Annotated in this window: 33 protein-coding genes; 10 read left to right on the top strand and 23 right to left on the bottom strand. The window is 39.5% G+C overall.

The window, feature by feature from the left end; genetic code table 11:
* Positions 1-112: 112 nt before the first annotated feature.
* On the bottom strand, positions 113-1,519 hold the full coding sequence (locus IQ19_RS15625; RefSeq protein WP_144543433.1) for a sensor histidine kinase: 1,407 nt from the start codon (positions 1,517-1,519) through the stop codon (positions 113-115).
* Positions 1,509-2,210, bottom strand: a complete 702-nt coding sequence (locus IQ19_RS15620) for a response regulator transcription factor (protein WP_144543310.1) — start codon at positions 2,208-2,210, stop codon at positions 1,509-1,511. Before IQ19_RS15620 ends, IQ19_RS15625 begins: the two co-directional genes overlap by 11 nt.
* Positions 2,211-2,384: 174 nt before the next feature.
* Here IQ19_RS15620 and IQ19_RS15615 point away from each other — a divergent pair, with 174 nt between their 5' ends.
* On the top strand, positions 2,385-3,023 hold the full coding sequence (locus IQ19_RS15615; RefSeq protein ID WP_144543309.1) for a hypothetical protein: 639 nt from the start codon (positions 2,385-2,387) through the stop codon (positions 3,021-3,023).
* Between the two features lie 88 nt (positions 3,024-3,111).
* Positions 3,112-3,432: an ArsR/SmtB family transcription factor gene (locus IQ19_RS15610; RefSeq protein ID WP_394136599.1), complete on the top strand. Its 321-nt coding sequence runs from the start codon at positions 3,112-3,114 to the stop codon at positions 3,430-3,432.
* A 28-nt stretch (positions 3,433-3,460) separates the two neighbouring features.
* Here the strand turns inward: IQ19_RS15610 and IQ19_RS15605 are convergent, their stop codons facing one another.
* Positions 3,461-4,384 (bottom strand): cation diffusion facilitator family transporter, encoded by a 924-nt coding sequence (locus IQ19_RS15605; protein ID WP_144543308.1) that lies wholly within the window; start codon positions 4,382-4,384, stop codon positions 3,461-3,463.
* A gap of 241 nt (positions 4,385-4,625) precedes the next feature.
* Between IQ19_RS15605 and IQ19_RS15600 the strand changes: the two genes are divergently transcribed.
* A complete protein-coding gene (locus tag IQ19_RS15600; protein ID WP_144543307.1) occupies positions 4,626-4,940 on the top strand; it encodes a DUF948 domain-containing protein in 315 nt (104 codons plus the stop codon).
* A 33-nt stretch (positions 4,941-4,973) separates the two neighbouring features.
* On the opposite strand, the gene IQ19_RS15595 is transcribed toward IQ19_RS15600, so the two are convergent.
* A complete protein-coding gene (locus IQ19_RS15595; RefSeq protein WP_144543306.1) occupies positions 4,974-5,879 on the bottom strand; it encodes a YihY/virulence factor BrkB family protein in 906 nt (301 codons plus the stop codon).
* 276 nt (positions 5,880-6,155) lie between these two features.
* On the opposite strand from IQ19_RS15595, the gene IQ19_RS27795 reads away from it, so the two are divergent.
* Complete coding sequence (locus IQ19_RS27795) at positions 6,156-6,326, top strand: hypothetical protein (protein ID WP_158638835.1); 171 nt, start codon at positions 6,156-6,158, stop codon at positions 6,324-6,326.
* A gap of 31 nt (positions 6,327-6,357) precedes the next feature.
* The gene (locus tag IQ19_RS29020; RefSeq protein WP_277875349.1) at positions 6,358-6,483 is read left to right on the top strand and encodes a hypothetical protein; all 126 of its coding nucleotides are present in this window, start codon (positions 6,358-6,360) and stop codon (positions 6,481-6,483) included.
* 47 nt (positions 6,484-6,530) lie between these two features.
* Here the strand turns inward: IQ19_RS29020 and IQ19_RS15590 are convergent, their stop codons facing one another.
* Positions 6,531-7,058: a hypothetical protein gene (locus IQ19_RS15590; protein WP_144543305.1), complete on the bottom strand. Its 528-nt coding sequence runs from the start codon at positions 7,056-7,058 to the stop codon at positions 6,531-6,533.
* Positions 7,059-7,673: 615 nt separating this feature from the next.
* Here IQ19_RS15590 and IQ19_RS15585 point away from each other — a divergent pair.
* Positions 7,674-8,567, top strand: coding sequence for a YitT family protein (locus IQ19_RS15585; protein WP_144543304.1), 894 nt, complete (start codon positions 7,674-7,676; stop codon positions 8,565-8,567).
* A 399-nt stretch (positions 8,568-8,966) separates the two neighbouring features.
* On the opposite strand, the gene IQ19_RS15580 is transcribed toward IQ19_RS15585, so the two are convergent.
* The 16 genes from IQ19_RS15580 to IQ19_RS15505 form a co-directional block, all read right to left on the bottom strand.
* On the bottom strand, positions 8,967-9,329 hold the full coding sequence (locus tag IQ19_RS15580) for a YidH family protein (protein ID WP_144543303.1): 363 nt from the start codon (positions 9,327-9,329) through the stop codon (positions 8,967-8,969).
* Between the two features lie 102 nt (positions 9,330-9,431).
* The gene (locus IQ19_RS15575) at positions 9,432-10,208 is read right to left on the bottom strand and encodes a sulfite exporter TauE/SafE family protein (protein ID WP_144543302.1); all 777 of its coding nucleotides are present in this window, start codon (positions 10,206-10,208) and stop codon (positions 9,432-9,434) included.
* A 64-nt stretch (positions 10,209-10,272) separates the two neighbouring features.
* Positions 10,273-10,500 carry a sulfurtransferase TusA family protein gene (locus tag IQ19_RS15570; RefSeq protein ID WP_144543301.1) on the bottom strand — a complete coding sequence of 76 codons (228 nt, stop codon included), beginning with the start codon at positions 10,498-10,500 and terminating at the stop codon, positions 10,273-10,275.
* A gap of 64 nt (positions 10,501-10,564) precedes the next feature.
* On the bottom strand, positions 10,565-11,689 hold the full coding sequence (locus IQ19_RS15565) for an MBL fold metallo-hydrolase (protein ID WP_144543300.1): 1,125 nt from the start codon (positions 11,687-11,689) through the stop codon (positions 10,565-10,567).
* A 38-nt stretch (positions 11,690-11,727) separates the two neighbouring features.
* Complete coding sequence (locus IQ19_RS15560) at positions 11,728-12,306, bottom strand: sulfurtransferase TusA family protein (RefSeq protein ID WP_144543299.1); 579 nt, start codon at positions 12,304-12,306, stop codon at positions 11,728-11,730.
* A 34-nt stretch (positions 12,307-12,340) separates the two neighbouring features.
* Positions 12,341-12,817, bottom strand: a complete 477-nt coding sequence (locus IQ19_RS15555; protein WP_144543298.1) for a DsrE/DsrF/DrsH-like family protein — start codon at positions 12,815-12,817, stop codon at positions 12,341-12,343.
* Between the two features lie 255 nt (positions 12,818-13,072).
* Positions 13,073-14,203: an MBL fold metallo-hydrolase gene (locus IQ19_RS15550; RefSeq protein WP_199749486.1), complete on the bottom strand. Its 1,131-nt coding sequence runs from the start codon at positions 14,201-14,203 to the stop codon at positions 13,073-13,075.
* 72 nt (positions 14,204-14,275) lie between these two features.
* Positions 14,276-14,572, bottom strand: a complete 297-nt coding sequence (locus IQ19_RS15545; protein WP_144543297.1) for a rhodanese-like domain-containing protein — start codon at positions 14,570-14,572, stop codon at positions 14,276-14,278.
* A gap of 16 nt (positions 14,573-14,588) precedes the next feature.
* Entirely contained in the window at positions 14,589-14,948 is a 360-nt protein-coding gene (locus IQ19_RS15540; RefSeq protein ID WP_144543296.1) for a rhodanese-like domain-containing protein, read from the bottom strand.
* A gap of 113 nt (positions 14,949-15,061) precedes the next feature.
* On the bottom strand, positions 15,062-15,322 hold the full coding sequence (locus IQ19_RS15535; RefSeq protein WP_144543295.1) for a metal-sensitive transcriptional regulator: 261 nt from the start codon (positions 15,320-15,322) through the stop codon (positions 15,062-15,064).
* A gap of 15 nt (positions 15,323-15,337) precedes the next feature.
* Entirely contained in the window at positions 15,338-15,619 is a 282-nt protein-coding gene (locus IQ19_RS15530; RefSeq protein WP_144543294.1) for a rhodanese-like domain-containing protein, read from the bottom strand.
* Between the two features lie 669 nt (positions 15,620-16,288).
* Positions 16,289-18,064, bottom strand: coding sequence for an arsenical pump-driving ATPase (arsA, locus tag IQ19_RS15525; protein ID WP_144543293.1), 1,776 nt, complete (start codon positions 18,062-18,064; stop codon positions 16,289-16,291).
* 16 nt (positions 18,065-18,080) lie between these two features.
* The gene (arsD, locus tag IQ19_RS15520; protein ID WP_144543292.1) at positions 18,081-18,428 is read right to left on the bottom strand and encodes an arsenite efflux transporter metallochaperone ArsD; all 348 of its coding nucleotides are present in this window, start codon (positions 18,426-18,428) and stop codon (positions 18,081-18,083) included.
* A 64-nt stretch (positions 18,429-18,492) separates the two neighbouring features.
* Entirely contained in the window at positions 18,493-18,915 is a 423-nt protein-coding gene (gene arsC / locus IQ19_RS15515; protein ID WP_144543430.1) for an arsenate reductase (thioredoxin), read from the bottom strand.
* A gap of 89 nt (positions 18,916-19,004) precedes the next feature.
* Positions 19,005-20,303, bottom strand: a complete 1,299-nt coding sequence (locus IQ19_RS15510) for an arsenic transporter (RefSeq protein ID WP_144543291.1) — start codon at positions 20,301-20,303, stop codon at positions 19,005-19,007.
* Between the two features lie 13 nt (positions 20,304-20,316).
* The gene (locus IQ19_RS15505; RefSeq protein WP_144543429.1) at positions 20,317-20,661 is read right to left on the bottom strand and encodes an ArsR/SmtB family transcription factor; all 345 of its coding nucleotides are present in this window, start codon (positions 20,659-20,661) and stop codon (positions 20,317-20,319) included.
* Between the two features lie 237 nt (positions 20,662-20,898).
* Between IQ19_RS15505 and IQ19_RS15500 the strand changes: the two genes are divergently transcribed.
* The 4 genes from IQ19_RS15500 to IQ19_RS15490 all read left to right on the top strand — a co-directional run bounded on the left by IQ19_RS15500 (position 20,899) and on the right by IQ19_RS15490 (position 22,846).
* Entirely contained in the window at positions 20,899-21,225 is a 327-nt protein-coding gene (locus IQ19_RS15500) for an ArsR/SmtB family transcription factor (protein ID WP_144543290.1), read from the top strand.
* Between the two features lie 78 nt (positions 21,226-21,303).
* Positions 21,304-21,462 carry a hypothetical protein gene (locus IQ19_RS27790; RefSeq protein ID WP_158638833.1) on the top strand — a complete coding sequence of 53 codons (159 nt, stop codon included), beginning with the start codon at positions 21,304-21,306 and terminating at the stop codon, positions 21,460-21,462.
* A gap of 15 nt (positions 21,463-21,477) precedes the next feature.
* Positions 21,478-22,341: a permease gene (locus IQ19_RS15495; protein WP_144543289.1), complete on the top strand. Its 864-nt coding sequence runs from the start codon at positions 21,478-21,480 to the stop codon at positions 22,339-22,341.
* Positions 22,342-22,438: 97 nt separating this feature from the next.
* Positions 22,439-22,846 (top strand): DUF6944 family repetitive protein, encoded by a 408-nt coding sequence (locus tag IQ19_RS15490; protein ID WP_144543288.1) that lies wholly within the window; start codon positions 22,439-22,441, stop codon positions 22,844-22,846.
* A 74-nt stretch (positions 22,847-22,920) separates the two neighbouring features.
* On the opposite strand, the gene IQ19_RS15485 is transcribed toward IQ19_RS15490, so the two are convergent.
* Together IQ19_RS15485 and IQ19_RS15480 are read right to left on the bottom strand one after the other, a co-directional pair.
* Positions 22,921-23,745, bottom strand: coding sequence for an STAS domain-containing protein (locus IQ19_RS15485; RefSeq protein ID WP_144543287.1), 825 nt, complete (start codon positions 23,743-23,745; stop codon positions 22,921-22,923).
* Between the two features lie 250 nt (positions 23,746-23,995).
* Positions 23,996-25,408, bottom strand: a complete 1,413-nt coding sequence (locus IQ19_RS15480) for a SpoVR family protein (protein ID WP_144543286.1) — start codon at positions 25,406-25,408, stop codon at positions 23,996-23,998.
* Positions 25,409-25,435 lie beyond the last annotated feature (27 nt).

Genomic DNA, 25,435 nt, shown 5'->3' with positions numbered 1-25,435 from the left:
ACGAATCCGGCTCTTTCGTTCCCTTTCTCTGCTCTTTTCTTAATCCAAGGGGACGAGCAAACCGGCTTCCGGCTCCCTGCACGCGTAATAGTTTGGCTGCACCCTCCAACCCTTACGCTCTCGGAACCCTAATCGTAAATTTAGTACCCTTTCCTTTTTCACTGCTCACTGTTATTTTTCCATCATGCAGCTGGACGAGCTGTTTAACAATGGAAAGCCCTATGCCGAATTCACCAAATGAATGATTGGTCCTGGACAAATCCGCTTTGTAAAACCGCAGCCAAATGGACTCGATTTCCTGCGGATCAATGCCTATGCCTGTATCTTCTATTTCAATGATTGTTTCATTGGGACTCTCGTTCCCCCTTAAAAATATGCGGCCATTCTCCGTAAATTGGATGCTGTTCTTGACGATGTTCATGAGAATTTGGATGAGGCGGTCATAATCCGCATAAACAGAAATATCTTCATCACCCTCTATATAAATCCTATTTCCTTTTTCCTCTGCCTGAATTTCAAGCTGCTCCTTTACAATTTCCAAGGCTTCCATCAGATTAATATCCATTTTATTTAACTGCAGCTGATTGGATCTGATTTTCTCATAATCAAGATTTTCATTTACAAGACGAATGAGCCTTTTTGCTTCCCGATCAATCAGTACCATCCCTTTTGCTTTTTCCTTCTCCGGGATCCATCCATCCTTAATCCCTTCAGCCAATCCGCTGATTGTAGTTAGGGGTGTCCGCAATTCATGCGACACGTCTGCAATAAATTTTCTCCTTCTATTTTCCAGCCGTTTAATTTCTTCATTTGATTCCTTTAGCTTGGCTGCCATTTCATTAAAATCCTTAGCCAGATCACCGATTTCATCCATATATGTATATGGGACATTCACATCATAATTCCCGGATGAGATCATGGAGGCAGCATTCCGGAGATCTGTAATCCTTTTGATCAGGTTTTTGGAAAGGACGAGGCTTAATAAAATAGTTGCTGTTAAGGAAATAATGATGGTATATAATAAAAATCTGTTTAGCTGGCTCACCACTTCCATGGCGCCGGTGATTGGCGATAGCAGCAGCACCCCGCCAATGAGCCTGCCTCCCTGCATATAGGGAAGGGCAACCAATGTTACTTCCTGATCAAAACGTTTTATATCATGCTTGACAGATACTCTATTCCCTTTTGAAATTTCCTCCCATTCAGCCTTTGTCAGCTGAATCATCGGATCTGACTTTAGCTCCGGGTACAAGACCCTGCCTTTATTGTCAAAGAGAATATATTTGATATTCCTTGCGTCCAGCAGCTGGCTGTATTCGGTTAAAAATTCCTCGTTTCCTTCTATCCGGACAGTTAAATCTGTTAAAATCCGTTCTCCATAGGAATTTAATTCATCCACTTTATTTTCGAAAATATAATTCTCAACAAACTGGGAGAAAAGCAGGCTTAATAATAGGAACGCCAAAATTAGAATGCTGACGTGGCTGATCAGCAGCTGATAAAAATATTTAATTTTCATTACCCGCTGCCGTTTCATCAAATTTATAGCCAACTCCCCAAACCGTATGGATAAAAGGCTGTTCTGCCGTGCCTATCTTTTTCCTGAGCCGTTTTATATGCACATCAACAGTCCGCTCATCTCCGTAAAACTGATATCCCCAGACACTATCAAGCAGCTGTTCCCGTGTAAAAACCTGCTTCGGATGTTTAACCAAATAAAAGAGTAAGTCAAACTCTTTAGGAGTCAGATTGTTAAGAACCTGACCATTAAAATAGGCCTCCCTTGATTCTTTGCTGATTTTAAAAAATTCGCTGGAAATATAATGGCTCTCTTCACCAGAAGCCGTTTCAGCCTGAAACCGTCTTGTGACAGCTTTAATTCTTGCCATTAGCGTAAGTGGGCTAAAGGGCTTTGTTACATAATCATCAGCTCCCATTTCCAGCCCTAACACCTGGTCGGATTCACTGTCCTTGGCCGTGAGCATAATAATTGGCACCTTGCTTAGTTCCCTTATTTTTCGGCAAAGAGTCACTCCATCCATGATGGGAAGCATCCAGTCAACAATTATGAGATCCCATTTTTCTTTATTGAACCGCTCGAAGCCTTCCTGGCCATCATGGACAAAAACTCCCTGATAACCTTCTTTCATAAAAAACATCTCAAGCATTGAACAGACACTTACGTTATCTTCCACAACAAGAATTCTCATTTTCCCACACCATCCCCGAACATCTTCTTTCCTTAAATTAAATCGAAATTATCGTTTTTTTTCAATGAATATCTCTGTACCTTATAGATTTCTTCATAAATTTTTTTATGGTTTCACTATATCTTGGGACATGCTATAAACGAAGCAATATTTAGAAAAGGAGTGTTTGACACCATGAAAAAAAGATTATTAACAGTATTGGCTTTTTGTTTCCTTTTAATAGGATCGGCCCTTTCAGTGAACGCAGAAGTTATGCCAAAAGCCAAAACACCAAATCAAGAGCAAAAACACGAATATCATCACCGCATTATTGATGAATCCCTTTTAAATAGCCTGCAGGAGAAAGGGTATACAAAAAAAGAAATTTTCATAGCAGCCCATATTGCCAAATTCTCAAAGCAAAAGGTTGAAGAGGTTTTGGCTTTTTATAAAAAGAATGATTCTTCCTGGGAGAAAACAGCCCAGCATTATGGAGTCGATTTAGATAAAATTAGGAATCACCATCATCACATGGATAAGTTCCTTGAAAAAAATAAAGTCATTGTCCTTAAAACCGTCTCAGAGTATTCGGGGAAAACAGACCAAGAATTGCAGGGATATCTTGATAAAGGAATACCTTTGCGTTTCCTCGTTTCCGGTTCAGCCATGGCTAAGGCGGCCAACAAGGATTTAGGCGATATTATTAAAATGAAGGAACAGGGAAAATCTTTTCATGAAATAAAAAAAGAACTCAATCTTGAAAAAGAACAAATCCATACTGAAATGAAAAAGCTTGTAGATAAAATCCATGAGGATATTAAAACAGGAGAGTAACTATTTTACAGCAAAAAACCGCAGAGGCCCTACTCTGCGGTTTCGTTTTTTTTTATTCAGGATTATAATTTAATTGGAGGTGTTTACCATGATGGATGAAAGCCCGCTGCCATCCCCTGACGACATGGATGAAGAAACCTTATTTATGGTTTCCCAAACTTTCAAAGCCTTATCTGATCCAACCAGGCTGCGTATTTTGCATTTATTGTTTCACGGGGAGTACTCGGTTAATGACATAGCTGAAAATCTTTCACTTTTGCAATCAACTGTATCCCACCAGCTCCGATTTTTGAAGAACCTCAGACTGGTCAAATTCCGGCGTGAAGGAACCACTCTTTTTTACAGCCATGACGATGAACATGTCATTAGTTTATTGAAGCAGGCTATCGAACACGCCCAGCATTCCTGATGAAGCTGTCCTCTGGTCACCCATAGCCTTAATTGCAGTTCTCACTATGGCCGGGACAGCCTTCTTTCTCCCCCTCCACCTGTATTGTACTATGCTCAATGCCGTATTCGTCATGCAGCACCGATTGTGCTTCATGAAGGACAGCATCATGGCCTCCAGCATGCTCAATAACGAGGTGGCAGCTCAGGGAAGGAAAACCGGATGTAATCGTCCAAATATGAAGATCATGTACATCCCTGACATGGTTAACTTTGAGAAGCTCCTTTTTTATATCTTCAGGATTCAAATGGGAAGGAGTCCCCTCCATTAAAATATGGAAAGATTCCTTTACGACTCTCCAGCCACTAATTAAAATCAGTATAGCCACAATCACACTGGCAATCGGATCTGCTATGCCCCAGCCAAAGAAGTAAATCAGAAGTGCAGCTGCAATAGCTCCAACAGAACCAAGCAAATCCCCTAATACATGCAAAAATGCGCTCCTGACATTCAAGTTATCGTCCTTATCTCCTCTCATTAAAATAAAGGCTGCAGCAATGTTCACAAGCAGGCCGATAGATGAGATAACGAGCATTCCCAAGCTTTGAACCGCTGGCGGCTCAAGAATACGATGATACGCTTCATAGAAAATATAGAAAGAAATCAGGAGAAGTGTAATTCCGTTTATTGATGCAGCAATGATTTCAAACCTTTTATACCCGAATGTTTTCGAATTTGTAGCCTTCTTTTCCCCCATTTTAATGGCCAGAAAGCTTAATCCTAGTGCGGCTGCGTCACTCAGCATATGCCCCGCATCCGATAGCAGTGCCAGACTGTTAGTGAGAATACCGCCTATTACCTCTACGACCATAAAGGAAGCGATCAGAAAAAATGCCCCCATTAAAGCTTTTTTATTGCCTGTATGATGGTGATCATGCGAATGTGAATGACCATGCCCGTGTCCGTGTCCCATGCTCTGCACCTCTTTTTATATGAATATATGCTCATATATATTATGTATGACATAGCTTTATTGTTCAATGTTTTTTTATGTCTCCCTTTATATTTAGACTAATTACAAAAAATAAAACACAAAAACTGCCTGAATGAACAGGCAGTCCTTTTGTTCGATAGTTAATAAAAAAAGAGCACATGTTAATTTTTTTGTATAAAGGGTAAACACTAAAAAAAGCAGCATGGGGAGGTGGATCACTTTGTACATTGTTTATGCAAGCCTGATTCTTATTGCCGCGTCCTTGATATTTCTTGGCATATACGCATTTAAAACTTACAAGGATGCCAAGCCGGCAATTGAAAAGCTGAACGCAATAAGCACTGTCATGCAGCTGAAGGCAGATCAGTTAAAAAGCGGAGTTGATGAGCTGACATCAACACAACAAGAGATCCAGAAGGATATAGATTATAAGAAACAAACGTTTAATAATACTATTTCAGCAGTAAAAGAAACACCGAAAAAAATAAAAAAATGGTGGAACATTAAAATACCATTCATCCACCAAATCAAATAAAAACGAGGGGCTAACCCCTCGTTTTTATTTGTGTTACTTAATTGAAAGAGTGCGATATGCATCTGCATCCGACTTCCCATCGCTATTGTCATTATCTTTATCCTTCATTTTATGGTCAGGCTTTTTCGTTTTATGCCTATGGTAAATCGCACTTATTTCACCGCCAATAACAAGAGCAAGCCCTGTCAAAAAGAACCATAGCATCATGACAATTACTCCGCCCAAGCTTCCATATGTAGCGGAATAATTTCCAAAATTGCTTACATAATAAGATAAACCCAGTGATATAAGCAGCCACATTACAGTTGCGGCCAGTGCACCAGGGATAACCTGTTTAAAAGGATAGTGCTTATTTGGGGCAACCTTATAAAGGATTGCCAAAACAGATACCATAATGGCAAATGCAATTACCCATCTTAAAACTGTAATAAGAACTTGCATGCCGTTTGGTATATGAATAAAGTTTTCTACAAAGTTCATAATCACTTTTCCGAAAACCGGCAAAACCATTGCGATGATAACTGCTACAATCAATCCTAGAGTCAAACCGATAGATATGAGCCTTGATTTAATAAACGGCCTTGATTCCTTAACGTCAAAAGCATCATTCATAGCTCTTATAAATGCCTGCATCCCGTTGGAAGCCGACCATAATGTACCGATAATACCAAAAGTCAGCAGTCCGCCATTTGGCTTCGTTATAATATTTACAACATTGTCCTCAATTACACTATATGAATCTGCCGGCATCACTGTCTGCAAATAAGTTAATGCTTTTTGGGGATCCAAAGAAAGGTATGGAACAATGGAAATAAGCAGGATTAACAAAGGAAAAATGGAGAGCATATAGTAATAGGCTTGCTCAGCTGCAAGCCCGGTTGCCCGATCATTTTTAAATTCCTTTCCGAGCTTCTTGCCAAATTTTATAACCTTATTCATTTTTACTTATCCTCCCTTGTCCATCTTAAGAAGCTTTGTAAGAATTCTTTTCCCCATGGATAGAGGTTATAATCATTTTTCATCAGAAAAAATATTTATCAATTTTTTTGATTTTTAAGTTGCGTTTTGGAAGTAATGGAATTATAATACAAGTATCAAAACATTTTGATTTAACAAAACATCGATAGAGTTTCATACTACTTCTATTTTTCACACTAAAAAAATCAATTTTTTTTGATTAATAAAACAAATTTTATTGATTAAGGAGTTGGATTTATGTTTCGCTTTGAAGAATTTATGGTCATAGAGCTTAAACAAAAAGAAATTGAAAAGGAAGCTCGGAATGCCTGGAAGTTCTCTCCTCCTCTAAAAAAAACACCTGCCCGCAAGACACCTGCCAGACAGGAATTTGCAGGCTGCAGGTGCATCCCATGTGAAACCTGTTAATTTCAGTTTTTACTGGAAAGGAGGTGAGATTATGTTGAATTTCTTTAAATCCTTATCCGTTACAAAAGATGGCAAGGAATGCTGCCAAATTGAAATCAAGGAGGCAGAAAATAAAGCAGATACTGATTGCTGCCAGCCATCCAAACCTTGCTGCTAGTCCCCTGAAAAAGAAAGGTGCCGCCAGACTAAACTGGGACACCTTTTCTATTTTTGATATAAATTATTAAACATTCTTTTCATAAAATAATCATCTTCACACTTTTCACGTTTAAAAGGTATTCTCTTCCCTCTTTTCACGACCTTTTCCTGTGCTTCCCAAGCATTTGGCTCCTTCTTCAAATGAAGCATATTATTCCGGTTTTTAAGGTCCTTGTAAAAGATATATGCCTCATCTGGATGGCCATGAAAAAAATAAAGCCTCTTTTCTCCTGTTGATTCGCCGCTCATATACTTTTTTAAACTCTCCAAATGGGGATCTTCTCCGGCAGAAAGAACTGTATATTTCATCAGATCAATCATATTCATATGCATGCTCTGATCAATAATTTCATCATATTTATGTCCAAAACTTGCAAAGACATCTCTTATTACCTGCTCGTTGAATTCCTTTGTCCGTATTTCCTGCTTCCTGACGCATTCAAGATCCTCTTTTTTAATATCCTTGGCAAAAACTGCGCCTGTAAAATTTAATGACAGCAGTATCATCATTAAAGTGAATAACCATCTTCGCATAGAATCACCTCGCAGGTATTTTTCCATTAAAAGAAAAAATTATCCTTTTAATTCGAATGGAGCTGTAGATGCTTAGATCAACAAATTATTTGGGAGGTACGTGGTGGTAACCATGTTAATCCAAGAAATGTTATAATCATTTTTATAAATGTACCTGCCAAAGTTCTTTTCAGGACATGGACTAATGTTTTAGAAAGGATAAAATGGCACAAGCTCTCATATTATTGTACAAAGCCTTAGGTGAATTGCCAGCAGAATAATCCTGGCTTTGCAGTCTTAACTCTCACCTATTCTAAACTTCTTTTGCCCATGCAATCATGTTTTTTATTTTTATAGCTCTTTTAATCCGCTCCAGGCACTCAGCGAACCGCGGGCGGTCCGACGCTCCTAGGCGTGAACGCCTGCGGGGTCTCCCTTTTACTCGCGTTTCCCGCTGGACATTGAATAAGATCCTTGAATTAACATCGGACAGGAAATGCGTAGGCATTTTCGAGGAGCTCTTGCCTTCCGCTCCAATCAAAAGGGTGCCAAAATCAACAATGAGCTAACATAGCCTATTTTATAAGTGCGGATTTAATCAGCTTTTTCTTAAAATAACTAAAATGGGGGTCATTTATGAATGTTCCGTTAGAATCCGCAGTTGAGCAAAACGTACATAAAGGGTTATCGAAAGCCAAACTTGCCAAGAGAATCTTCTTTATCATATTAGGAGCGGTTCTTATGGGAGTCGGGATTGAAGAATTTTTAGTCCCCAATAAGATACTGGATGGCGGAATTGTAGGCATCTCCATTATCCTTTCCCATCTATCTGGCTGGAAGCTCGGCTGGTTCATATTCGTTTTGAATATTCCATTCTTTTATATAGGCTACAAGCAAATAGGAAAAACCTTTGCGTTATCCACCATATTGGGCATCGCCGTATTATCCGCTACCACCCTCCTTTTGCATGACGTCCCTGTATTTACAGAAGACTTGCTATTGGCGACGGTATTTGGCGGAATTGTCCTTGGAATAGGGGTCGGCATGGTTATCCGGTACGGAGGATCATTGGATGGAACAGAAATTCTGGCCATTCTCGTAAACAAAAAACTCCCCTTCTCTGTAGGGGAAATCATCATGTTCTTCAATATCTTTATTTTTGGAACAGCTGGTTTTGTATTCGGATGGAATCGTGCCATGTATTCCATCCTTGCTTATTTCATTGCTTTTAAAACCATTGATGTTGTCATACGCGGACTTGATGAGTCCAAATCTGCTTGGATTATAAGTGAAAAGCACCAAGTGGTCGGCGAAGCAATCCTTGCACGGCTCGGAAGGGGAGTTACCTATTTAAATGGTGAAGGCGCCTATACTGGCGACGATAAAAAAGTAATATTCTGTGTAATTACCAGACTGGAAGAAGCAAAACTAAAAGCCATTGTCGAAGAAATCGACCCCAATGCGTTTTTAGCAGTTGCTGATATTGCTGAGGTAAGAGGAGGAAGATTTAAAAAGAAAGCCATCCACTAAGGATGGATTTTTTTATGGCTTTGAAGGGCTTTATAACTTGATTTATGACCCGGCTCGGGAATTATGCGTAGCCGGCACTTCTTATGCGCGGAGCTGGACCTTTACGAGCGGACACGTATCATTTACGCGAGGATTTTAATTGTTTACACGCGATTTTTAACCTTTTACGTGCTTATTCGGCTTTTATGCGCAGGATCCTCCTCTTTGCGCGCGGCTACACTCCATTTATTCGCGGACTTCCTTGATTTACGCGCGGGTTTGAACTGGTTATGCTCTCCAGTTCTTTTATGCGCGGAGTTGGACCTTTTACGAGCGGACACGTATCATTTACGCGCGGGTTTCAATTGTTTACGCGCGATTTTATACCTTTTACGCGCTTCTTTGGTTTTACGCCGGCTATTAAATCAAAATAACAAATAAATAGGTTAACAATAAAATAAATATCAAAAGGATGATGGTAGTTATTAAATAGATTAAAGACCGTGATGAAGTGTAGGTTTGCGTATTAATCCTTTTGCGAACCCGAAAATAATTCATGGTTGAATATAGCAGGATGGTAAGTCCGGTAACCAGCGAGAATAGACTTAATGCTACCGCAATCCTGTCAGCAAATTCATTTACCCTCTGTATGTTATTAAAATGCAGTGTAGATGCCAGAACTCCTATGCCGATTACAGCTATAGACGTACGAACCCATGCCAAAAAAGTACGTTCGTTGGCCAAGTGCTGCTGTATGTATTTTGACTCCTTTGTTTCTTCCATTTGAAACAACTCTCCCCGGATTAGAGTATAGCTTTATATTTTCCATTTAATCTCAAGTTAAACTCAAAAAAAGGGACAGCAAACGCTGACCCCATTTTTTTATTATAGAATATCCATCCAGATTTTAATGGATGTACCTAGGATAAGCACAGCCAAGATTACCTGCAGAACCTTGGTATTTACTTTCTTTCCGGCATTGGCACCTAGAGGAGAAGCTATTAAGCTGGCAACGACCATGATAGCTGCAGGAATATAGTCTACCTGGCCAGTCGCCACTTTTCCGACAGTTGATCCAATTGAAGAAATAAAGGTAATCGCCAGTGATGTTGCAATGGTCATCCTTGTAGGAATTTTTAACACAACGAGCATGATTGGAACAAGGAGGAATGCCCCTGCAGCACCAACGATACCAGCTCCTATTCCGACAACTAGAGCAAAGATGGCTGCAAGCCATTTATTGAACTTTACCTGATCCAATGGTATATCGTCCAACCCCTTTTTCGGTACGAACATCATGATTGCAGCGATTAAAGCCAATACTCCGTACACTAGGTTAATGCCGCCTTCAGACATGAAACGTGATCCGTAGCTTCCGATCAAACTACCGATTAATATAGCAGAACCCATATATATAATAAGTGTTTTATTTAAATAACCGCCTTTTCTGTACGCCCAGACGCCCCCAATTGTAGCAAAAAACACCTGTACAGCACTGATTCCCGATACTTCATGGGCGGAAAATGACGCTAAACCAAATAATGGTGGAATGTATAAAAGCATAGGATATTTAATAATTGAACCGCCGATTCCGACCATACCGGAAATATAAGAGCCGATGAAACCAATTAAAAAGATAACGATTAAAAAGGTAAAATCCATGTGGCTGTTCCCTCCTTTAAATCGACAAAAGGGAGTCAAAACTCCCTTTTATCATTTCATTATATTAGCCTTTTTTAACCCAGAACTTCAGAACTCCATTATCGTCCTCATGTTTTAAAAGTTCATGGCCAGTTGATTCTGTCCAGGCAGCTAAATCTTTAACTGCACCTTTGTCAGTTGTATGAATTTCAAGCACTTGGCCTGATTCGATTTCTCCGATTGCTTTCTTTGTTTTTACGATTGGCATTGGGCAAGCTAGACCTTTTGCATCTAATACTTTTGTTACGTTCATGATTTCATTCCCCCGATTTTTTATAGTTAATATTCAAGTTAAAGCAGAGTCTCATTCAAATAAGTTATCTTACCGCACAGCGGTTAGGCCCGATTTCCATTTCACGCTGTTTCTCTTCATCCGGGCTGATTTTACCCATATTTGTTTCACGGATTTCCTGATAAGCATTCGGCTGAGGAGGAAGGTTTTCAGAAACCAATTTTCTGAACTCACCATCGTCTTCAATGTTTAAGCCGTGGTTTTTAGCAAATAAGGTGCCAAGCTTTTCAGATACGCTGCCATCTTCATTTAACTCATCAATGATCATGAAGTGTGCAGGCATAACAATTAATTCGCTTGATAGCTCTTTGTAGCGCTTATAGAGTGTTTCTCTTAAATCTCCAGCCCAGTCACCGGCTTTACCCGCCAAGTCAGGACGTCCGATTGAATCGATGAATAGAATATCACCTGAAAGAAGGTATTGATCATCTACTACGAAAGATGTTGAACCAATTGTATGGCCTGGTGAATAAACAGCTTGAATGCTGATTTTAGTAGAACCAATCATTACTTCGTTTCCATCTTCAAGGCGGTTGTATTCAAATGTTAATTCTTCAGCATCCTTAGGAGGAAGCCAGTAAGAAGCACCCGTTTTTTCAGCAATCTTGCGTCCGCCTGAAATATGGTCGGCATGCAGGTGTGTATCAAAGACATGCTTGATTTCTGCATTCTTTTCAGCAGCAAAATCAGTAAATACATCAGTCATTCTTGTTGCATCAACGATTGCAGCTTCACCGTTTGAAATAACCATGTAAGATAGGCAGCCTTTACCGATGCGGACGAATTGGTACATTTCTCCGCCATCCTTCAAGTCACCTACTTTAACTGGTTCAAGTTGTTCACTCCACGCTTTCATTCCGCCTGTCAGGTAAGAAACTTCACGTCCTGCTTCTTCAAGCATTTCTGCAACCATGACGGAAGAACCTTCTTTTGCACATACTACTAAAAGTTCTTTATCGGCTGGGATCTTATCAAGAATAGGTTCAACCCCATCAAGAAGATCGAAGTAAGGAACATTCAAATATTCGAAGTTTTTGCCTTCGATTTTCCAATCGTTAAAGTCACTTTCATTGCGGACATCAAGAACGAAAAGTTCTTCGTTATTGAAAACTTTCTTCGTTACTTCCTTAGCAGTCATTGCTTTTGCCATCTTTATACCTCCTACTGTATCATTTCGTTTAAAATTTTTTAGTTCACTTTTGCTTCAGTTGGTCCATTCCACTGGGACATTCCAGGTACAACATTGATTACGTTTGAAAAGCCTTTTTCGGCCAATGTCTGTGATGCCATATCACTGCGGCTTCCCGTGCGGCATACCACATAGATTTTCTTATCCTTGTTCAATTCGCCGATGCGCTCTTCCAGTTCGCCGAAAGGAATTGAAACAGCGTTCGGAATATGGCCGAATGCAAATTCCGCAGGTTCCCTTACATCAATAACGACAATATCTGAATCTGAATCAAGCTCTTTTTGAAGCTCATCATTTGAAGCAACTGGCTCAAACTTTGTTGCTTCGCGCTCTTCATTTGCACTTGCTTTGCGGATATAGTGCTTAAGCACATCTCCCTCTTCAATCGTTCCAAGGTATTGATGTCCTGAACTTTTTGACCAAGCCTGGATATCTGCCTTTGAACCTTTATCCGTTGCAAGAACCTCAAGTACTTCACCAGGATTTAAATCATTGATCGCTTTTTTTGTTCTGACAATCGGCATTGGACAAGCAAGGCCTTTCGCGTCTACTGTAAAGTTTGTTTTTAATGCTTCCATTTAAAAATCCCCCTATCTTATTTACGAAATTTGATTATATGAATAAGTTGACATTGCCATCTTCAGCATCTGCTAAGTATGCAGCAACACCGGCAAATTCAACGCCATCAATAATTTCATCTTGTTTGAACCCAAGAAGGTCAACCGTCATTTGGCAGGCTACAAGCTTAACATCCTGTTCTTTTGCCATTTCAATAAGGTCGCTTACTGGCATTGTGTTGTGTTTTTTCATGATATCTTTAATCATTTTAGGACCCATTCCAGCCATATTCATTTTTGAAAGGCCCATTTTTTCAGGTCCTCTTGGCATCATTTTGCCAAACATTTTTTCTATAAACGATTTATTCACTTGAATTGGTTCATCTTTCCTTAAGGCATTTAACCCCCAGAATGTGTGAAAAATCGTTACCTCGTGATCGTAAGCAGCAGCACCATTCGCAATAATATAAGCCGCCATTACTTTGTCATAGTCCCCGCTGAAAAGAACAATCGTTGTTTTTTTCTTTTCCATTTGTTCTTCTTCCTCCCTTACCCTAATAGGTATATATTTAATCAAAAAAAATCTTTGTTTGTTTAAATTTGACTGTGATAATAGTGTTAATACCTCATATTGCATTAATACCTTACAGGGTATATAATATCTTGTATTTGATAATCTGTCAACAGGTTTTTTCTTTTTTAATTTATAAAGGGGAGAATCAATTTCTCCCCTTTTATTTAAAGTATCCTTGCTTCTTTTGAAACCAGTTTCAAGCATTTGCGTCTTTTAGTGCGTATGGTGAAGCGCACAGCGGTTAGGCCCAATCTCCAGTTCTTGTTGCTTTTCTGCTTCGGCCTTAATGACGCCGCGGTTAATCGCTACAATTTCCTCAAAGTTTGGAGGAGTTTCAGTATTTGCATTCGCAACAACCATATCTACGAATTCTTCCTTATTTTTATTCTGCATAAGTTCATTTCTTGAACGAATATTTCCTAACAGATCTCCAATAAAGCCTTCTTCGTTCATTTCATCATCCAAATCTGCATAATGTCCTGGAAGAACAATTACATCATCTGCAATTGAAGCAACTTTTTCATAGACTGTATTAAACAAGTCCTGTGCCCATTCTGCAACTTTTCCTCCCAGGTCTGGACGTCCAAGTCCCCCGACAAAGATTGTATCTCCAGAGAACAATAGTTTGTCGTTCACAAAGAAAGATACGCTGCCTGGTGTATGTCCAGGAGTTTTAACAGCAAGTACTTGCAGTTTTACCTCTTCAAATACGATTTCATCATGCTCTTCCAATGCGTTGAAGTCAAAAGTAGCGCCTTCACTTCTCATTAGGTAGTATTTACCCCCTGTACGCTCTGAAAGTTCTTTACCGCCTGAAATATGGTCAGCGTGTAAATGGGAATCTACAATATGAGTAATCTTAACCCCATCTTTCGCTGCTTCTTCTTCATAAATTCCAGTAAACCTGGAAGGATCAACTATTAAAGCTTCATTTTCGGAAACAACCATATAGGAAAGGCAACCTTTTCCGACACGGATGAATTGATATACCTTTACATTTTCATCGCGATATACTTCTGCTTTATATAAGTATTCGCTCCAGGATTTCATACCCCCTTGCAGATATGAAATATTGGCAACTCCAGCTTCCTCCAAAGACTCAGCTACAAATTTTGAAGATCCTTCTTTTGCACAAACAACAAGAATTTGTTTATCCTTTGGAAGTTTTTCAAGAGCTGGTCCTACCCCGTCAATTAAATCAAAGTATGGAATATTAACTGATTCAACTTTTTCTCCTTCAATTTTCCAGTCCCTATAATCACTTTCATTTCTTACATCCAGAATGAATAAGTCCTTTTTCTCAATTACAAACTCAGCAACTTGTTTTGCAGTCATCTCTTTCATGCGAATTACCCCCATCCGTATATTTTTATCTAAAAAAATATTGCAATATGATAGTCAATTACTGGGCCTGATTTATTCTGTTGGCCCTACCCAATTCATCATGCCGCCAAGCATATTAATTACGCTAAAACCCTTGCTTTCAAGAAAGCGAGCAGCTAATCCGCTTCTGTTGCCTGATCGGCAAACCATAACATATTCCTTATTTTTATCAAGCTTATGCATACGGAATTCAATTAATCCAAGCGGAATATGAATAGCTGAAGGTATCTTTCCTTCTTTTACCTCATCCACTTCACGTACGTCAATAATATTGAATTGCTCTCCGGCACCTAATTTTTGTTCTACTTCTTTAACAGTCATTGTTTTCATTTTTAAATCCTCCCCGTTATCTCCAGGCGCTTACTCCGCCTTTGATATTTGTAATGTTTTTAAAACCTGCATTTTTTAGCATTTTGCTTGCTTTGCTGCTTCTCATTCCGCTTTGGCAGATAACAACTACTTCTTTGTCCTTTGATAGCTGGCCCATTTTCTGGTGAAGCTGATGAAGTGGCATGTTAACAAACCCTGGAACATGGAAGCCTTTAAATTCTGCAAGAGTTCTTACATCAATGTATTGCTTGCTTTTGTCCTTTAATTCATTCTTCAGCTGAGCAGTTGTCATCTGCTTGATGCCCTTTACTGGGATCAGCTTCTGAGCTAGAAGAATAATAAGCAGGGCAATAATAATTCCATTTACAATAGTCATTTGTTTACCTCCGAATTTGTTTGATTTTAAGCATTAATATAGTGTTAATCGAGTATCCTATATACCTCATAGGGTATATTGTAACTTAATAAAAAAAGGAAGTCAACTACCTTTTATCTGCTTTTAACAAGTAAGTTGACGGCCTCTTCAATCATGCTGGAGTTCTCTATTCCTCTTTCAGCGCTTTCGAGAATACAATGTTCAAGATTTGAGCTGACGATAACAGCAATTGCTTTATCAATTGCAGACCGGGATGCTGTTAGTTGGGTAATGACAGATTTGCAATCTTTTTCTTCCTCCATCATTTTCAAAATGCCTCTAAGCTGCCCCTCAGCCCTTTTAATTCGATTTTGAGTTTTTGCATCGTATAACACAATCTTCACCCCATTTTATTTTACATAATGGCATTCAGGCATTGAAAAACCGACTATTTTAAAACCCTTTTTGCGGAGCATTCTTATTCCCACATTTTTTTCTAATGAATTGGATGCAACCAAATGGATCTGGTTATGAGGTATTTCTTTAATGTACCTTTTTATATATGGAATCGGAAGATTGATCGCCCCAGGTATTTCACAATGGCAGGAATCGTTATAATCCCTGACATCCAGCAGGACGGTATCTTCTTTCGGAATGCATTGCTCTAAACTATAACATGGTATGTTTTTCACAGGGTAATACCTTTTGAAAAACGGGATTATAAGTAACAACATAGTTAGTAAAATATACAGCATTATAATCTCCTCTGCATTTATGATTCACTTACAACATATATATTATACCCCTAAAGGTATGATGTCAATCTTTAAATCAAATTTTTTTTATAAACTAAACTTGCCTGTTGATTCCGCTCCACGGACTTACTTTCCGAAGGCGGTCCGGGAACCTCCTCCCGCTGGACTTTGAATAATAGCCTCGAATAAACACCGCTCGAAGGAAATGCGAATGTATTTTCTCGACCCTTCCATTCCAATCAACAGGGTGCCAAAATCAAAAATAAGCTTTACACAGCCAATAAAAAAAGACACCCCAAATGAGGTGTCTTTTGCTTACTGCTTAGCAGCAGTCACTTTCATTACCTAACAGGACAAGGCCTTCTCTTTGCTTATCATGCTCAAGAGTCATGCCTTCTGTGTAAGATTTGATCTCCGAATCAAAGGCAACCTGGATTTCATTGATTGTTTCTGTTATATCATCTGTTTCCGGCTCATCCAGAGCCAGTCCAATCTGTGGGCCTCCTCAGCCATAGCCTGCAAAATAAACTCTAATACCGCCCACATTTTTCTCCTGCAGCACTTGCTTCAGCAGGTCACGCGCTTCGTCTGTAATTTTCAAAACGTTCATCCTTTCTTCTCGTATATTTTCAGTAATTCGCTATAGCCAATTTGCTCGTCCTCTAACCATGGAATAACTGCAAGGTCCTTCGCCAGTTCATTCTTAACCTTAAGAATCCATTCTTTTTCATAAGCGGCCTTACCGCGCAAAATTGGGTCTTCGGTATCCAAAGCATAGAAACTTTGATTTATGACCCACCATTTAGGCGATATATCCGCCCTTTTCAAATCCTCCTGGAGCCTCACTGCTTCAAATACAGGGGTTGCTTCTGGAAGTGTAACAATTACAACCTCTGTTTCTTTATTGTTCCTCAATTTAGGCAGCAGCTCTTTTACACTTTCAGGAACTTCACCAGTGGATCTCTCCAACTCTTTATGATAAGAATGTGCTGCATCCAGCAGAAGCAGGGTATGTCCAGTTGGTGCCGTATCAATAACTACCACTTCTTCTTTAGCCCTTGCCACTACCTCTGCAAAAGCTCTGAACACGGCAATTTCTTCCGTGCATGGGGATTCAAGATCCTCTTTGATATATGCGATCGCTTCTTCATCAAGCTCTGCCGATACCCTGCTCAGTACCTCTTTACGGTATTTTTCCACTTCATACTTTGGATCGATGCTGCTAATTGTTAAATTGCCAAAGCTATGCTCATTGCCAAATATATGGGTTAAATGTGATGCTGGATCTGTTGTTGTCAAATGGACACGCTTGCCCTTCTCCGCAAGTCCGACAGCAATAGCCGAAGCTGCGGTTGTTTTTCCAACTCCGCCTTTCCCCATTGTAAAAATAACATTTTTATTGCTCTCGTGTAAATCATCCAGTACTGCCTGAAGAGAAGGAATTTCTATTCGATCCTTTTCCTGTGCGATTCCAGACTCAGACTGGTTTTTAGTAAAAAGTTTCCGCAATGATTGCGGACCGGTCAATGACCCGGCGATTAAAGGAACTGCGTATAGGGGTAGTTCTGCCAATTTAGCCGGTATGGCACAAAGTGCTTTTTGCTGCTTCCTATAAAACGCTTCGGAAATGGAATCGCCTTTTAATTCATTTTTAAGTACACCGTTAATTAACACAAGCTGCCTTTTGATTCCTGTATCGCACAACTCATTTGAGGCCCGATCTGCTTCAGCTAATGCGGACGCCTCCGGGCGCGATACGAGAATCAGAGTTGTCTTTTCCCTGTCTGATAACGCTCCCAGAGAATTTGCATAAAGATCTTTTTTTGCACTTAATCCAGAAAGCGGTCCCAGACAGCTTGCCCCATGTGTGCTCTCATTCAAAAAGTCCGTCCATGCTGCAGGAAGCTGAAGCAAACGAAGTGTGTGCCCTGTTGGAGCAGTGTCAAAAATAATATGATCATACTCTTCATGAATTTCGGGATTTGCCAATAAGTTTGTAAACTCATCGAAGGCAGCAATTTCAACTGTACAGGCACCCGAAAGCTGTTCCTCCATTGTTTGGACTACACTTTCAGGAAGCTTGCCCCGGTATGGTCCGATTGTCCTTTCTCTATAGGCTCTTGCTGCCTCTTCAGGATCAAGATTACAGGCAAATAGTCCATTAACATCTGGAATAGCGCTGATATTATTCGTCAATTCCGTTTTAAAAACATCCTGAAGATTGGAAGCAGGGTCAGTCGATACAATCAGCACCTTCTTGCCCTGATCAGCCAGTGTAATAGCCAGCGCACTTGCGGTGGATGTTTTGCCTACTCCTCCCTTCCCCGTAAAAAACATAAAAGGAGTCATTGTAATTTCTGCAGGATCGAATCGTTTTAACATTTTAAAACCTTCCCTCTTATAACAAGCTACTAGATGATTTTTTTGCCTCCAATATAGCTGCGTTAACGCCAAACCATGAAGCCAGCTCCTCATTTGTTGGATAAATGCCTTCCTTAATAGCTTTCCCGTTAAGAAGAATCAGCGGCAGCACATCCGGCCCCTTTTCATTTAAAAGCTTGCTGACAGTTGGATTATTAACATAGACGTCTGGCTCATTTCCCAGATTATATCTTTTTATAGAAAAGCCTTTGCCTTCAAGAAAAAATAATGCGGACGCCACTCTTGCCAGTTCCGGGTCCACACTTGGTCCACAAACGCCTGTCGCACAGCATAATGCCGGATCAAAGATTTCTAATTTTGCCATGTTATCCTCTCCTTTATGAAAATAGCCGGGAAAAGCCCCGGCTTGTATTAACTTTATTGCAGATTTACTCGCCTGTTTCTTTAAACTTCTGGATTCGTTCGCCAATTTCATCACGAACACGCTGGAAAAATGCCCATTTCTCTTCTTCAGTTCCTTCAGCTCTCGCAGGGTCATTGAATCCCCAGTGAACACGTTTAACATGCGGAGGCGTGACAGGGCAGTGATCTGCCGCATGTCCGCAAAGCGTAACAACCAAATCTGCATTATTTAAAATTTCAGGTTCAATTGTATCAGAAGTCTGATTTGAAATATCAATACCTGCTTCCTTCATAGCTTTTACAGCGTTTGGGTTAAGACCATGAGCTTCAAGACCTGCACTTTTTACTTCCCACTGGTCTCCCAAATGTTTTTTTGCCCATCCTTCCGCCATTTGGCTTCTGCATGAATTGCCTGTACATAAGAAATAGATAATTTTTTTGTTTTCCATCATAATCGCTCCTTGGACTCAATTTTAATTGTATTACTGTGGATTAATTAAATTTTGGCAGGTTAATCTCCCTCTTTTAATACCATTTATCAAGATAGAATTAACAGCCAGATATACAAGCCTGTTAAGGTAATGAATAAAGTAGGAATTGTTAAGATAATCCCCACTTTAAAATAATAACCCCAAGTAATTTTAACCCCCTTGGTATTAAGTACATGGAGCCATAAAAGAGTAGCAAGTGAACCAATTGGCGTAATTTTAGGACCCAGGTCAGACCCAATAACATTTGCATAAATTAGCGCTTCCCTTATAGTCCCGCTTGTATTTGTGTCAGCTATTGCTAAAGCATCAATCATAACAGTAGGCATATTGTTCATGAAGGATGATAAAATTGCTGCAATGAACCCCATGCCAATTGTTGCTGCAAATAAGCCCTGGTCAGCAACAGCCTGGATGACATCGGCAAGAACGGATGTTAAGCCAACATTACGGAGGCCATATACCACAACATACATGCCGATTGAGAAAAATACGATTGCCCATGGAGCCCCCTTTATAACGGCAGAGGTATGCACTGCAGGGCTTTTTCTTGCAATAAGTAAAAATAGTATCGAAATGGCACCGGCAATAAAGGAAACCGGTATTCCTAAAAACTCACTCGCAAAGTAGCCGATTAAAAGCACTGCCAGCACTAACCATGACAGTTTGAACATTCTAGCATCCTTAATAGCTTCAACAGGCTGTTTCAATTGGGCCATATCATACTTTTTGGGAATGCTTTTTCTGAAAAATAAATACAGTACAAGAATACTGGCACCTAAGCTGAAGAAGTTCGGCACAATCATTCTTGATGCATACTCGGCAAAGCCGATATTAAAATAGTCAGCGGAAACAATGTTCACAAGGTTGCTGACTACCAGTGGCAGGGAAGTTGTATCTGCAATAAATCCACTCGCCATAATAAATGGAAGAATCATTGCATCTTTAAACTTCAAAGCTCTGACCATCGCAAGGACAATCGGCGTTAAAATAAGAGCGGCACCATCATTCGCAAAGAATGCGGCCACAATTGCACCCAGCAGGGTAACAAGCAGGAACATGCGAAGTCCATTGCCACCTGCATAACGGGCCATATGTAAAGCCGACCACTCGAAAAATCCGATTTCGTCTAAGATAAGTGAAATAATTATTAATGCTACAAATGTTAATGTGGCGTTCCATACAATTCCTGTTACATCGATTACATCCTGAAAGGACACGACTCCGGCTATCAGGGCTACAATCGCTCCGCCGACAGCCGACCAGCCGATTCCAAGTCCTTTTGGCTGCCATATGACTAATGTCAAAGTAGCAAGGAATATAACGGATGCCAATATGACTGATGTCAAACTTTATCCTCCTCTATTCACAAGAAATTCGTTTTCCCTGTCTTTCTAACTCTTTAAGTTTCTCTTCCTGGCTTGGTAAAGTATTAAGGAGCATTTTCACAAATGGATAATACTCATGGCTCTCGTTCAGCGCATAAATGATCCACTGCCCTCTCCTGCTCTCTTTTACCAGGCCAACATCCCTGAGCTTTCTTAAATGCTGGCTAATAGCAGGCTGGCTCATCTGGAAAATTTCAGTGAACTCGCATACACAGCAATCATGCTCTGAAAGAATTCTCATCATCGACAAACGAGTCTTATCGCCAAGCAGCTTTAAAATGCCTGCAGCACGTTCAATGTCCAAAGTTTGATCAGCAATCAAAATAAAATCACCTCTTCTTTATTTTCTTCAATTTAATCATCAGTATTAAAAACATTAATCTCTCATCATTATATAAGTATATTCTTATATACGCAATTAAAAATTAGTAAATGTTTTTTAACTCCTCCTTTTATAAAAATAAATCAATTTTTTTTGATTTAACTAGTTGCACATTGTTACTATTGGAAGTATAATACAATGTATCAAAGGAATTTGATTTAAGGAGGATTCACCATGGACAATATAATTCCTTTAAAAGATACTTCACTGGATGAAACTTTTTCTAAATATGAAGCGAAATTTAAAGCACTTGCTGATCAAAAGCGCCTCCATATTTTGAATCTACTGTGCAAGCAGGAATCCACCTGTGTTTGCGATTTAAGTGAGCTTATCGAAATGCCACAGTCCAAACTGAGCTATCACTTAAAGATTCTTCTTGATGCAGGATTAATTCTAAAAGAGACAAAAGGAACATGGAGCTATTATCGAATCAATCAAGAGGAAATTAATCACCTGCTTTCTCCAGAGTTATGTTGCTTATTTAGACCTAGCTGCTGTTAGGTTCTAAATTTTAATCACTATATCAATTTTTTTTGATTTATAAATCAATATTTATTGATTAAAAAAGGAGAGGAAATTATGTTTATTCAAGAACACTTAGTAAATGCTCAGTTGAAACAAAAGGAAATTGAGAAAAAATCACATCATTTATGGAAATTTTCTAAGAAGCCGGTTGAAGGTTTAAGTTCTAACCTATTAAAAGAAAGGAAATGCTGCACAGTTATTTGTGAAGCATAATAAGGTGACTAAAACATGCTGGAATTTCTAAAAAGCTTTTTATGGATCGCATTGGAGCTTACTATATTATTTGTTGCTATTTCATTTGTCATTAGCCTGCTGCAAGGATATATCCCCTATGAAAAAATTGAGAAGAAGCTAACCGGCAGGAACAAGTTTCTGGCCAGTGCAGCCGCAATTGCTTTCGCATTTATAACACCTTTCTGTTCATGCTCTACTATTCCTGTCGTGGTCAATATGCTTAAGAACAAGATTCCCTTTTCAATTGTCATGATTTTTCTTTTTGCTTCACCTGTTTTGGATCCGACAATATTAACGATTATGGGAGTTGTCATGGGCTGGAAGGTTGCTATAATATACACTTTGGTTACTGCCGTAATTTCCATCGTTATTGGATTCTCTTTGGAAAGGCTTGGATATCAGCAGTATGTAAAAAATGTGATCATGTCAGGATTTCAGGAAAAAAAGCATAAATTTAACTGGTCTTTCGCATGGCAGGAAACTTTAGGACTTATGAAAAGTGTTTACCCATACCTCATCATTGGTGCCGCCATAGGAGCAGGTATACACGGGCTTGTACCGGATGATTTAATAGCAAAATGGTTTGGCCATGATACTTGGTGGCTTATACCTATTGCCGCAATTGCCGGAATTCCTTTATACATCCGTTTATCAAGCATGATTCCGATTTCCCAGATACTTATCTTAAAAGGAATGGCCCTTGGCCCGGTTATGGCGATGATGATCAGCTCTGCCGGTGCAAGCCTGCCAGAAGTCATTCTTTTAAAATCTATTTTCCATAAACAGCTGGTGATCGCCTTTATTGCTTCTGTGATTACCATGTCGACCATATCAGGGTTTATATTTTATCTAATCTAAACCAACTTTGTTAAATTACTTATCGATTCTTCTATCAACCATAATTCAAATTGAATATATATACAGTAACGACTTAAACATACTGGAGTGGATGAGAATGCTGAAAGACACCACCTCTAAAGAAAAAACTGGATATCAATATATTGAGCTGGAAGAGATGAAATCCACCCTTAAAGAACAGGCCGCAGTCGCTGTGTGGATGCAAACAATCGGTATTATTGCAGAAGCAATTATTATCTCCAGGCTTCTTGTAATAAGTGAGGAATCAGAAGGAGAAAATAAAATTGTAACGGGTATTTGGATTCAGGCTATTGGACAATTTCTTGAGGCAATTGGAGTAACCAGACAATTAACTTCAGAGGATCAGAAATTGCTTTTAATGGCCCAAAGAACAACTGTTAATGGTGATTGGCTTCAATCAATTGGTGCTGCAGTGGAAGCTCTTGGAGGAGAACAGGTAATTGCAGTAGAGATGGAGGAAAATGGAGTATCCCTTATTCCCTGATTTCTCCTGTAAACTTATGTATAAGATAACCAAAAAACTGTTCATTCCACCTGAACAGTTTTTTTCTGGCCACATTAATGTGATAAATGGTCAATAGCCTGTTTTAAGTTTGTGTAGATTGGTATTTCATCAAGCCTTACTCCACTTTCAACAAATGATTTGCTTAGCTCTGTCCTGATTCCCGTTACAAGCGGAGATACACCGAGCAATTTGAGGCTCTTTACCAACTTTTGAAGCGTTTCAATCACCAATGGAGTTGCCATGTATACACCTGAAACATCTAAAATGAGGTGTTCATACCTTTGCCTTACACTGACAGATAAGGCCACTTCAATTAAAATGCCCGACCGAACTTCATCAATTTCGCCAATAAGCGGCAAAATTGCAATATCATTGGAAATCGGGACAATCGGGACAGATATTTTCAGGTATTGGCTTTGTGATTCTTTTATTAGTTCTTCCGCATGTTTTATAAATGCGTTTGTAAACCCGTAAGTAGTGATTGTAATAATTCTATCCACTCTGGATACTACCTCAATCAATGAAGTGGCTGGCAGTTTCACTTCTTCTGCCATTGTTAAGATAAAGGTTGTTATCACATCTTTATAAAGCGTGGTACTTTTAATTGTACCGCCAAGATCTCCGCCTGTTTGAACGGATATATATCCAACTTCTTCTCCCCAGGTCTCTGCCTTGTCCCATACATTATCATCAATCAAGCCTTTGCCGACAATTGTCACTAAGTGGGAAAATGTCTGTAATGCATTTTCTCTGGCTTCCTCTTTAGAAAGCTCATTTTCAAATTGTACCATTAAGGAATCCAGCATCTCCTGTGCCAGCTCAGATGTATTTTGCAAAATAGAACTGCTGAATAACTCTAGTATTTTTCCCTGCTCCATGTTTTCATCTCCGTCCAGAATGAGGATTCTCTCTATATGATGTATACCTTATTATAATTTACCCCAACTTGGACAGAATGAAAATAAAATTATACTGTTGAGAGTATTTCTTCCAAACTTGTCTCCTTTTTTAATAGAAAGCTCTGTTAAACTTGTCTGTTGATTTCCGCTCCAATCAACATAGTGCCAAAATAAACAAGAGCCTAATAGAAAAAACGAATCACAAGAAGTGTGATTCGCCCTCTGATTCTTATAAATACTTCCTGTGAATACTTTTCCCATCATAGGTGAAAAGCATGTTTTTGCCTTCGACGATGGTTTCCATATGGACACTGCGGCCCCATAGCTGCTGGACGTAGGGGAGAACCTTTTCAAGATATTTCAGGTCAAGCTCAACACCCTCAAACCAATGCTTTAAGTATAGTTCTCCATTTTTCATATAATCCCCGTCATTGACTGTCAGATATGGGAAGCCTCCGTTTACGCGCATGCTGACAAGCTGATCGCGGACATGCTCCCATTGCTTGTCAACAACTTTATAATCCTTGCCCTGCTTTTGGAAAAGATACATATCTTCCCTCATAACAAGATCCTTTGTTAAGTAATTCCGCAAAAAGGAAATATCCGACTCAATTTCACGGACCTCGAACATCTTCTCACGGCCCGATCCCGGCTCTACACCGCGTCTTTTCATTTCTTCTGTTGGGTTGTCGTATCTTTCTTCAATATCCTCGAAAATTTTAAGGCCAAGATAATATGGATTAATTCCAGTTCTTGAAGGCTGTACAACCCCTGCGTTCAGTTTAGCAAATTCAAGCGCTTCTGCAGATGTCAAATCCATTTCTCGCAAAATCCGCTGATGCCAATACGAAGCCCAGCCTTCGTTCATGATTTTTGTTTCGAGCTGCGGCCAAAAATAGAGCATTTCCTCCCGCATCATAGTTAGGATGTCCCGCTGCCAATCGGTAAGCTCCCTGCTGTAGCTTTCAATGAACAAAAGCAAATCCTTTTCCGGTTTTGGCGGGAACTTTTTTTTCTTCTTTTTAGGCTCACGTTTATTATTTCGTTCATCGAGACCCCATAAATCATCATATGGACTTGGTGCTGCAGTATCGCCGCTGCTTTCATATTCATCTTCCATATTCCAGGCCAGCTTTGGCCTCATTAACGATGGGTCGATATGCTCTTCAATAGCAAGCACTGCATCCAGGAAGGTTTCAACCTCTTTCTTTCCAAACTCAATTTCATATTGCCTGATTCTCTCCGCAGTCGCTGCCATGCTTTCCACCATGTCACGCTTTGTATTTTGAAAGCGGACATTATTCTTAAAGAAATCACAATGAGCTAAAACATGGGCGACAATTAATTTGTTCTGGATGAGCGAGTTGGAATCAAGCAAAAAGGCGTAACAAGGGTTGGAATTGATCACCAGCTCGTAGATTTTTGAAAGTCCCAAATCATAATGCAGCTTCATTTTATGGAACTGTTTTCCAAAACTCCAATGTGAAAATCTTGTCGGCATTCCATAAGCGCCAAAAGTATAAATAATTTCTGCAGGGCATATCTCATATCGCATTGGGTAATAATCCAAGCCAAAACCATTAGCAATTTCAGTAATTTCCTGAATGGCATATTCCAGTGATTTATTATCGTCTTCCCTCATTGCCACTCCCCCTTTTAGTCCTTAACA

Origin of the sequence: Cytobacillus oceanisediminis (assembly GCF_007830235.1) — a bacterium.
In the GTDB taxonomy this organism is placed as follows: domain Bacteria; phylum Bacillota; class Bacilli; order Bacillales; family Cytobacillaceae; genus Cytobacillus; species Cytobacillus oceanisediminis.
Note: the sequence above shows the minus strand (reverse complement) of the source record. Positions and strands in the feature narration are given on the sequence as shown.

Excerpts from the sequence above, each read along its gene's own strand:
- IQ19_RS15625 (WP_144543433.1), bottom strand. The coding sequence starts at position 1,519 with ATGAAAATTAAATATTTTTATCAGCTGCTGATCAGCCACGTCAGCATT.
- IQ19_RS15620 (WP_144543310.1), bottom strand. The coding sequence starts at position 2,210 with ATGAGAATTCTTGTTGTGGAAGATAACGTAAGTGTCTGTTCAATGCTT.
- IQ19_RS15615 (WP_144543309.1), top strand. The coding sequence starts at position 2,385 with ATGAAAAAAAGATTATTAACAGTATTGGCTTTTTGTTTCCTTTTAATA.
- IQ19_RS15610 (WP_394136599.1), top strand. The coding sequence starts at position 3,112 with ATGATGGATGAAAGCCCGCTGCCATCCCCTGACGACATGGATGAAGAA.
- IQ19_RS15605 (WP_144543308.1), bottom strand. The coding sequence starts at position 4,384 with ATGGGACACGGACACGGGCATGGTCATTCACATTCGCATGATCACCAT.
- IQ19_RS15595 (WP_144543306.1), bottom strand. The coding sequence starts at position 5,879 with ATGAATAAGGTTATAAAATTTGGCAAGAAGCTCGGAAAGGAATTTAAA.
- IQ19_RS27795 (WP_158638835.1), top strand. The coding sequence starts at position 6,156 with ATGTTTCGCTTTGAAGAATTTATGGTCATAGAGCTTAAACAAAAAGAA.
- IQ19_RS29020 (WP_277875349.1), top strand. The coding sequence starts at position 6,358 with ATGTTGAATTTCTTTAAATCCTTATCCGTTACAAAAGATGGCAAGGAA.
- IQ19_RS15590 (WP_144543305.1), bottom strand. The coding sequence starts at position 7,058 with ATGCGAAGATGGTTATTCACTTTAATGATGATACTGCTGTCATTAAAT.
- IQ19_RS15585 (WP_144543304.1), top strand. The coding sequence starts at position 7,674 with ATGAATGTTCCGTTAGAATCCGCAGTTGAGCAAAACGTACATAAAGGG.
- IQ19_RS15580 (WP_144543303.1), bottom strand. The coding sequence starts at position 9,329 with ATGGAAGAAACAAAGGAGTCAAAATACATACAGCAGCACTTGGCCAAC.
- IQ19_RS15575 (WP_144543302.1), bottom strand. The coding sequence starts at position 10,208 with ATGGATTTTACCTTTTTAATCGTTATCTTTTTAATTGGTTTCATCGGC.
- IQ19_RS15570 (WP_144543301.1), bottom strand. The coding sequence starts at position 10,500 with ATGAACGTAACAAAAGTATTAGATGCAAAAGGTCTAGCTTGCCCAATG.
- IQ19_RS15565 (WP_144543300.1), bottom strand. The coding sequence starts at position 11,689 with ATGGCAAAAGCAATGACTGCTAAGGAAGTAACGAAGAAAGTTTTCAAT.
- IQ19_RS15560 (WP_144543299.1), bottom strand. The coding sequence starts at position 12,306 with ATGGAAGCATTAAAAACAAACTTTACAGTAGACGCGAAAGGCCTTGCT.
- IQ19_RS15555 (WP_144543298.1), bottom strand. The coding sequence starts at position 12,817 with ATGGAAAAGAAAAAAACAACGATTGTTCTTTTCAGCGGGGACTATGAC.
- IQ19_RS15550 (WP_199749486.1), bottom strand. The coding sequence starts at position 14,203 with ATGAAAGAGATGACTGCAAAACAAGTTGCTGAGTTTGTAATTGAGAAA.
- IQ19_RS15545 (WP_144543297.1), bottom strand. The coding sequence starts at position 14,572 with ATGAAAACAATGACTGTTAAAGAAGTAGAACAAAAATTAGGTGCCGGA.
- IQ19_RS15540 (WP_144543296.1), bottom strand. The coding sequence starts at position 14,948 with ATGACTATTGTAAATGGAATTATTATTGCCCTGCTTATTATTCTTCTA.
- arsA (WP_144543293.1), bottom strand. The coding sequence starts at position 18,064 with ATGTTAAAACGATTCGATCCTGCAGAAATTACAATGACTCCTTTTATG.
- arsD (WP_144543292.1), bottom strand. The coding sequence starts at position 18,428 with ATGGCAAAATTAGAAATCTTTGATCCGGCATTATGCTGTGCGACAGGC.
- arsC (WP_144543430.1), bottom strand. The coding sequence starts at position 18,915 with ATGGAAAACAAAAAAATTATCTATTTCTTATGTACAGGCAATTCATGC.
- IQ19_RS15500 (WP_144543290.1), top strand. The coding sequence starts at position 20,899 with ATGGACAATATAATTCCTTTAAAAGATACTTCACTGGATGAAACTTTT.
- IQ19_RS27790 (WP_158638833.1), top strand. The coding sequence starts at position 21,304 with ATGTTTATTCAAGAACACTTAGTAAATGCTCAGTTGAAACAAAAGGAA.
- IQ19_RS15495 (WP_144543289.1), top strand. The coding sequence starts at position 21,478 with ATGCTGGAATTTCTAAAAAGCTTTTTATGGATCGCATTGGAGCTTACT.
- IQ19_RS15490 (WP_144543288.1), top strand. The coding sequence starts at position 22,439 with ATGCTGAAAGACACCACCTCTAAAGAAAAAACTGGATATCAATATATT.
- IQ19_RS15485 (WP_144543287.1), bottom strand. The coding sequence starts at position 23,745 with ATGGAGCAGGGAAAAATACTAGAGTTATTCAGCAGTTCTATTTTGCAA.
- IQ19_RS15480 (WP_144543286.1), bottom strand. The coding sequence starts at position 25,408 with ATGAGGGAAGACGATAATAAATCACTGGAATATGCCATTCAGGAAATT.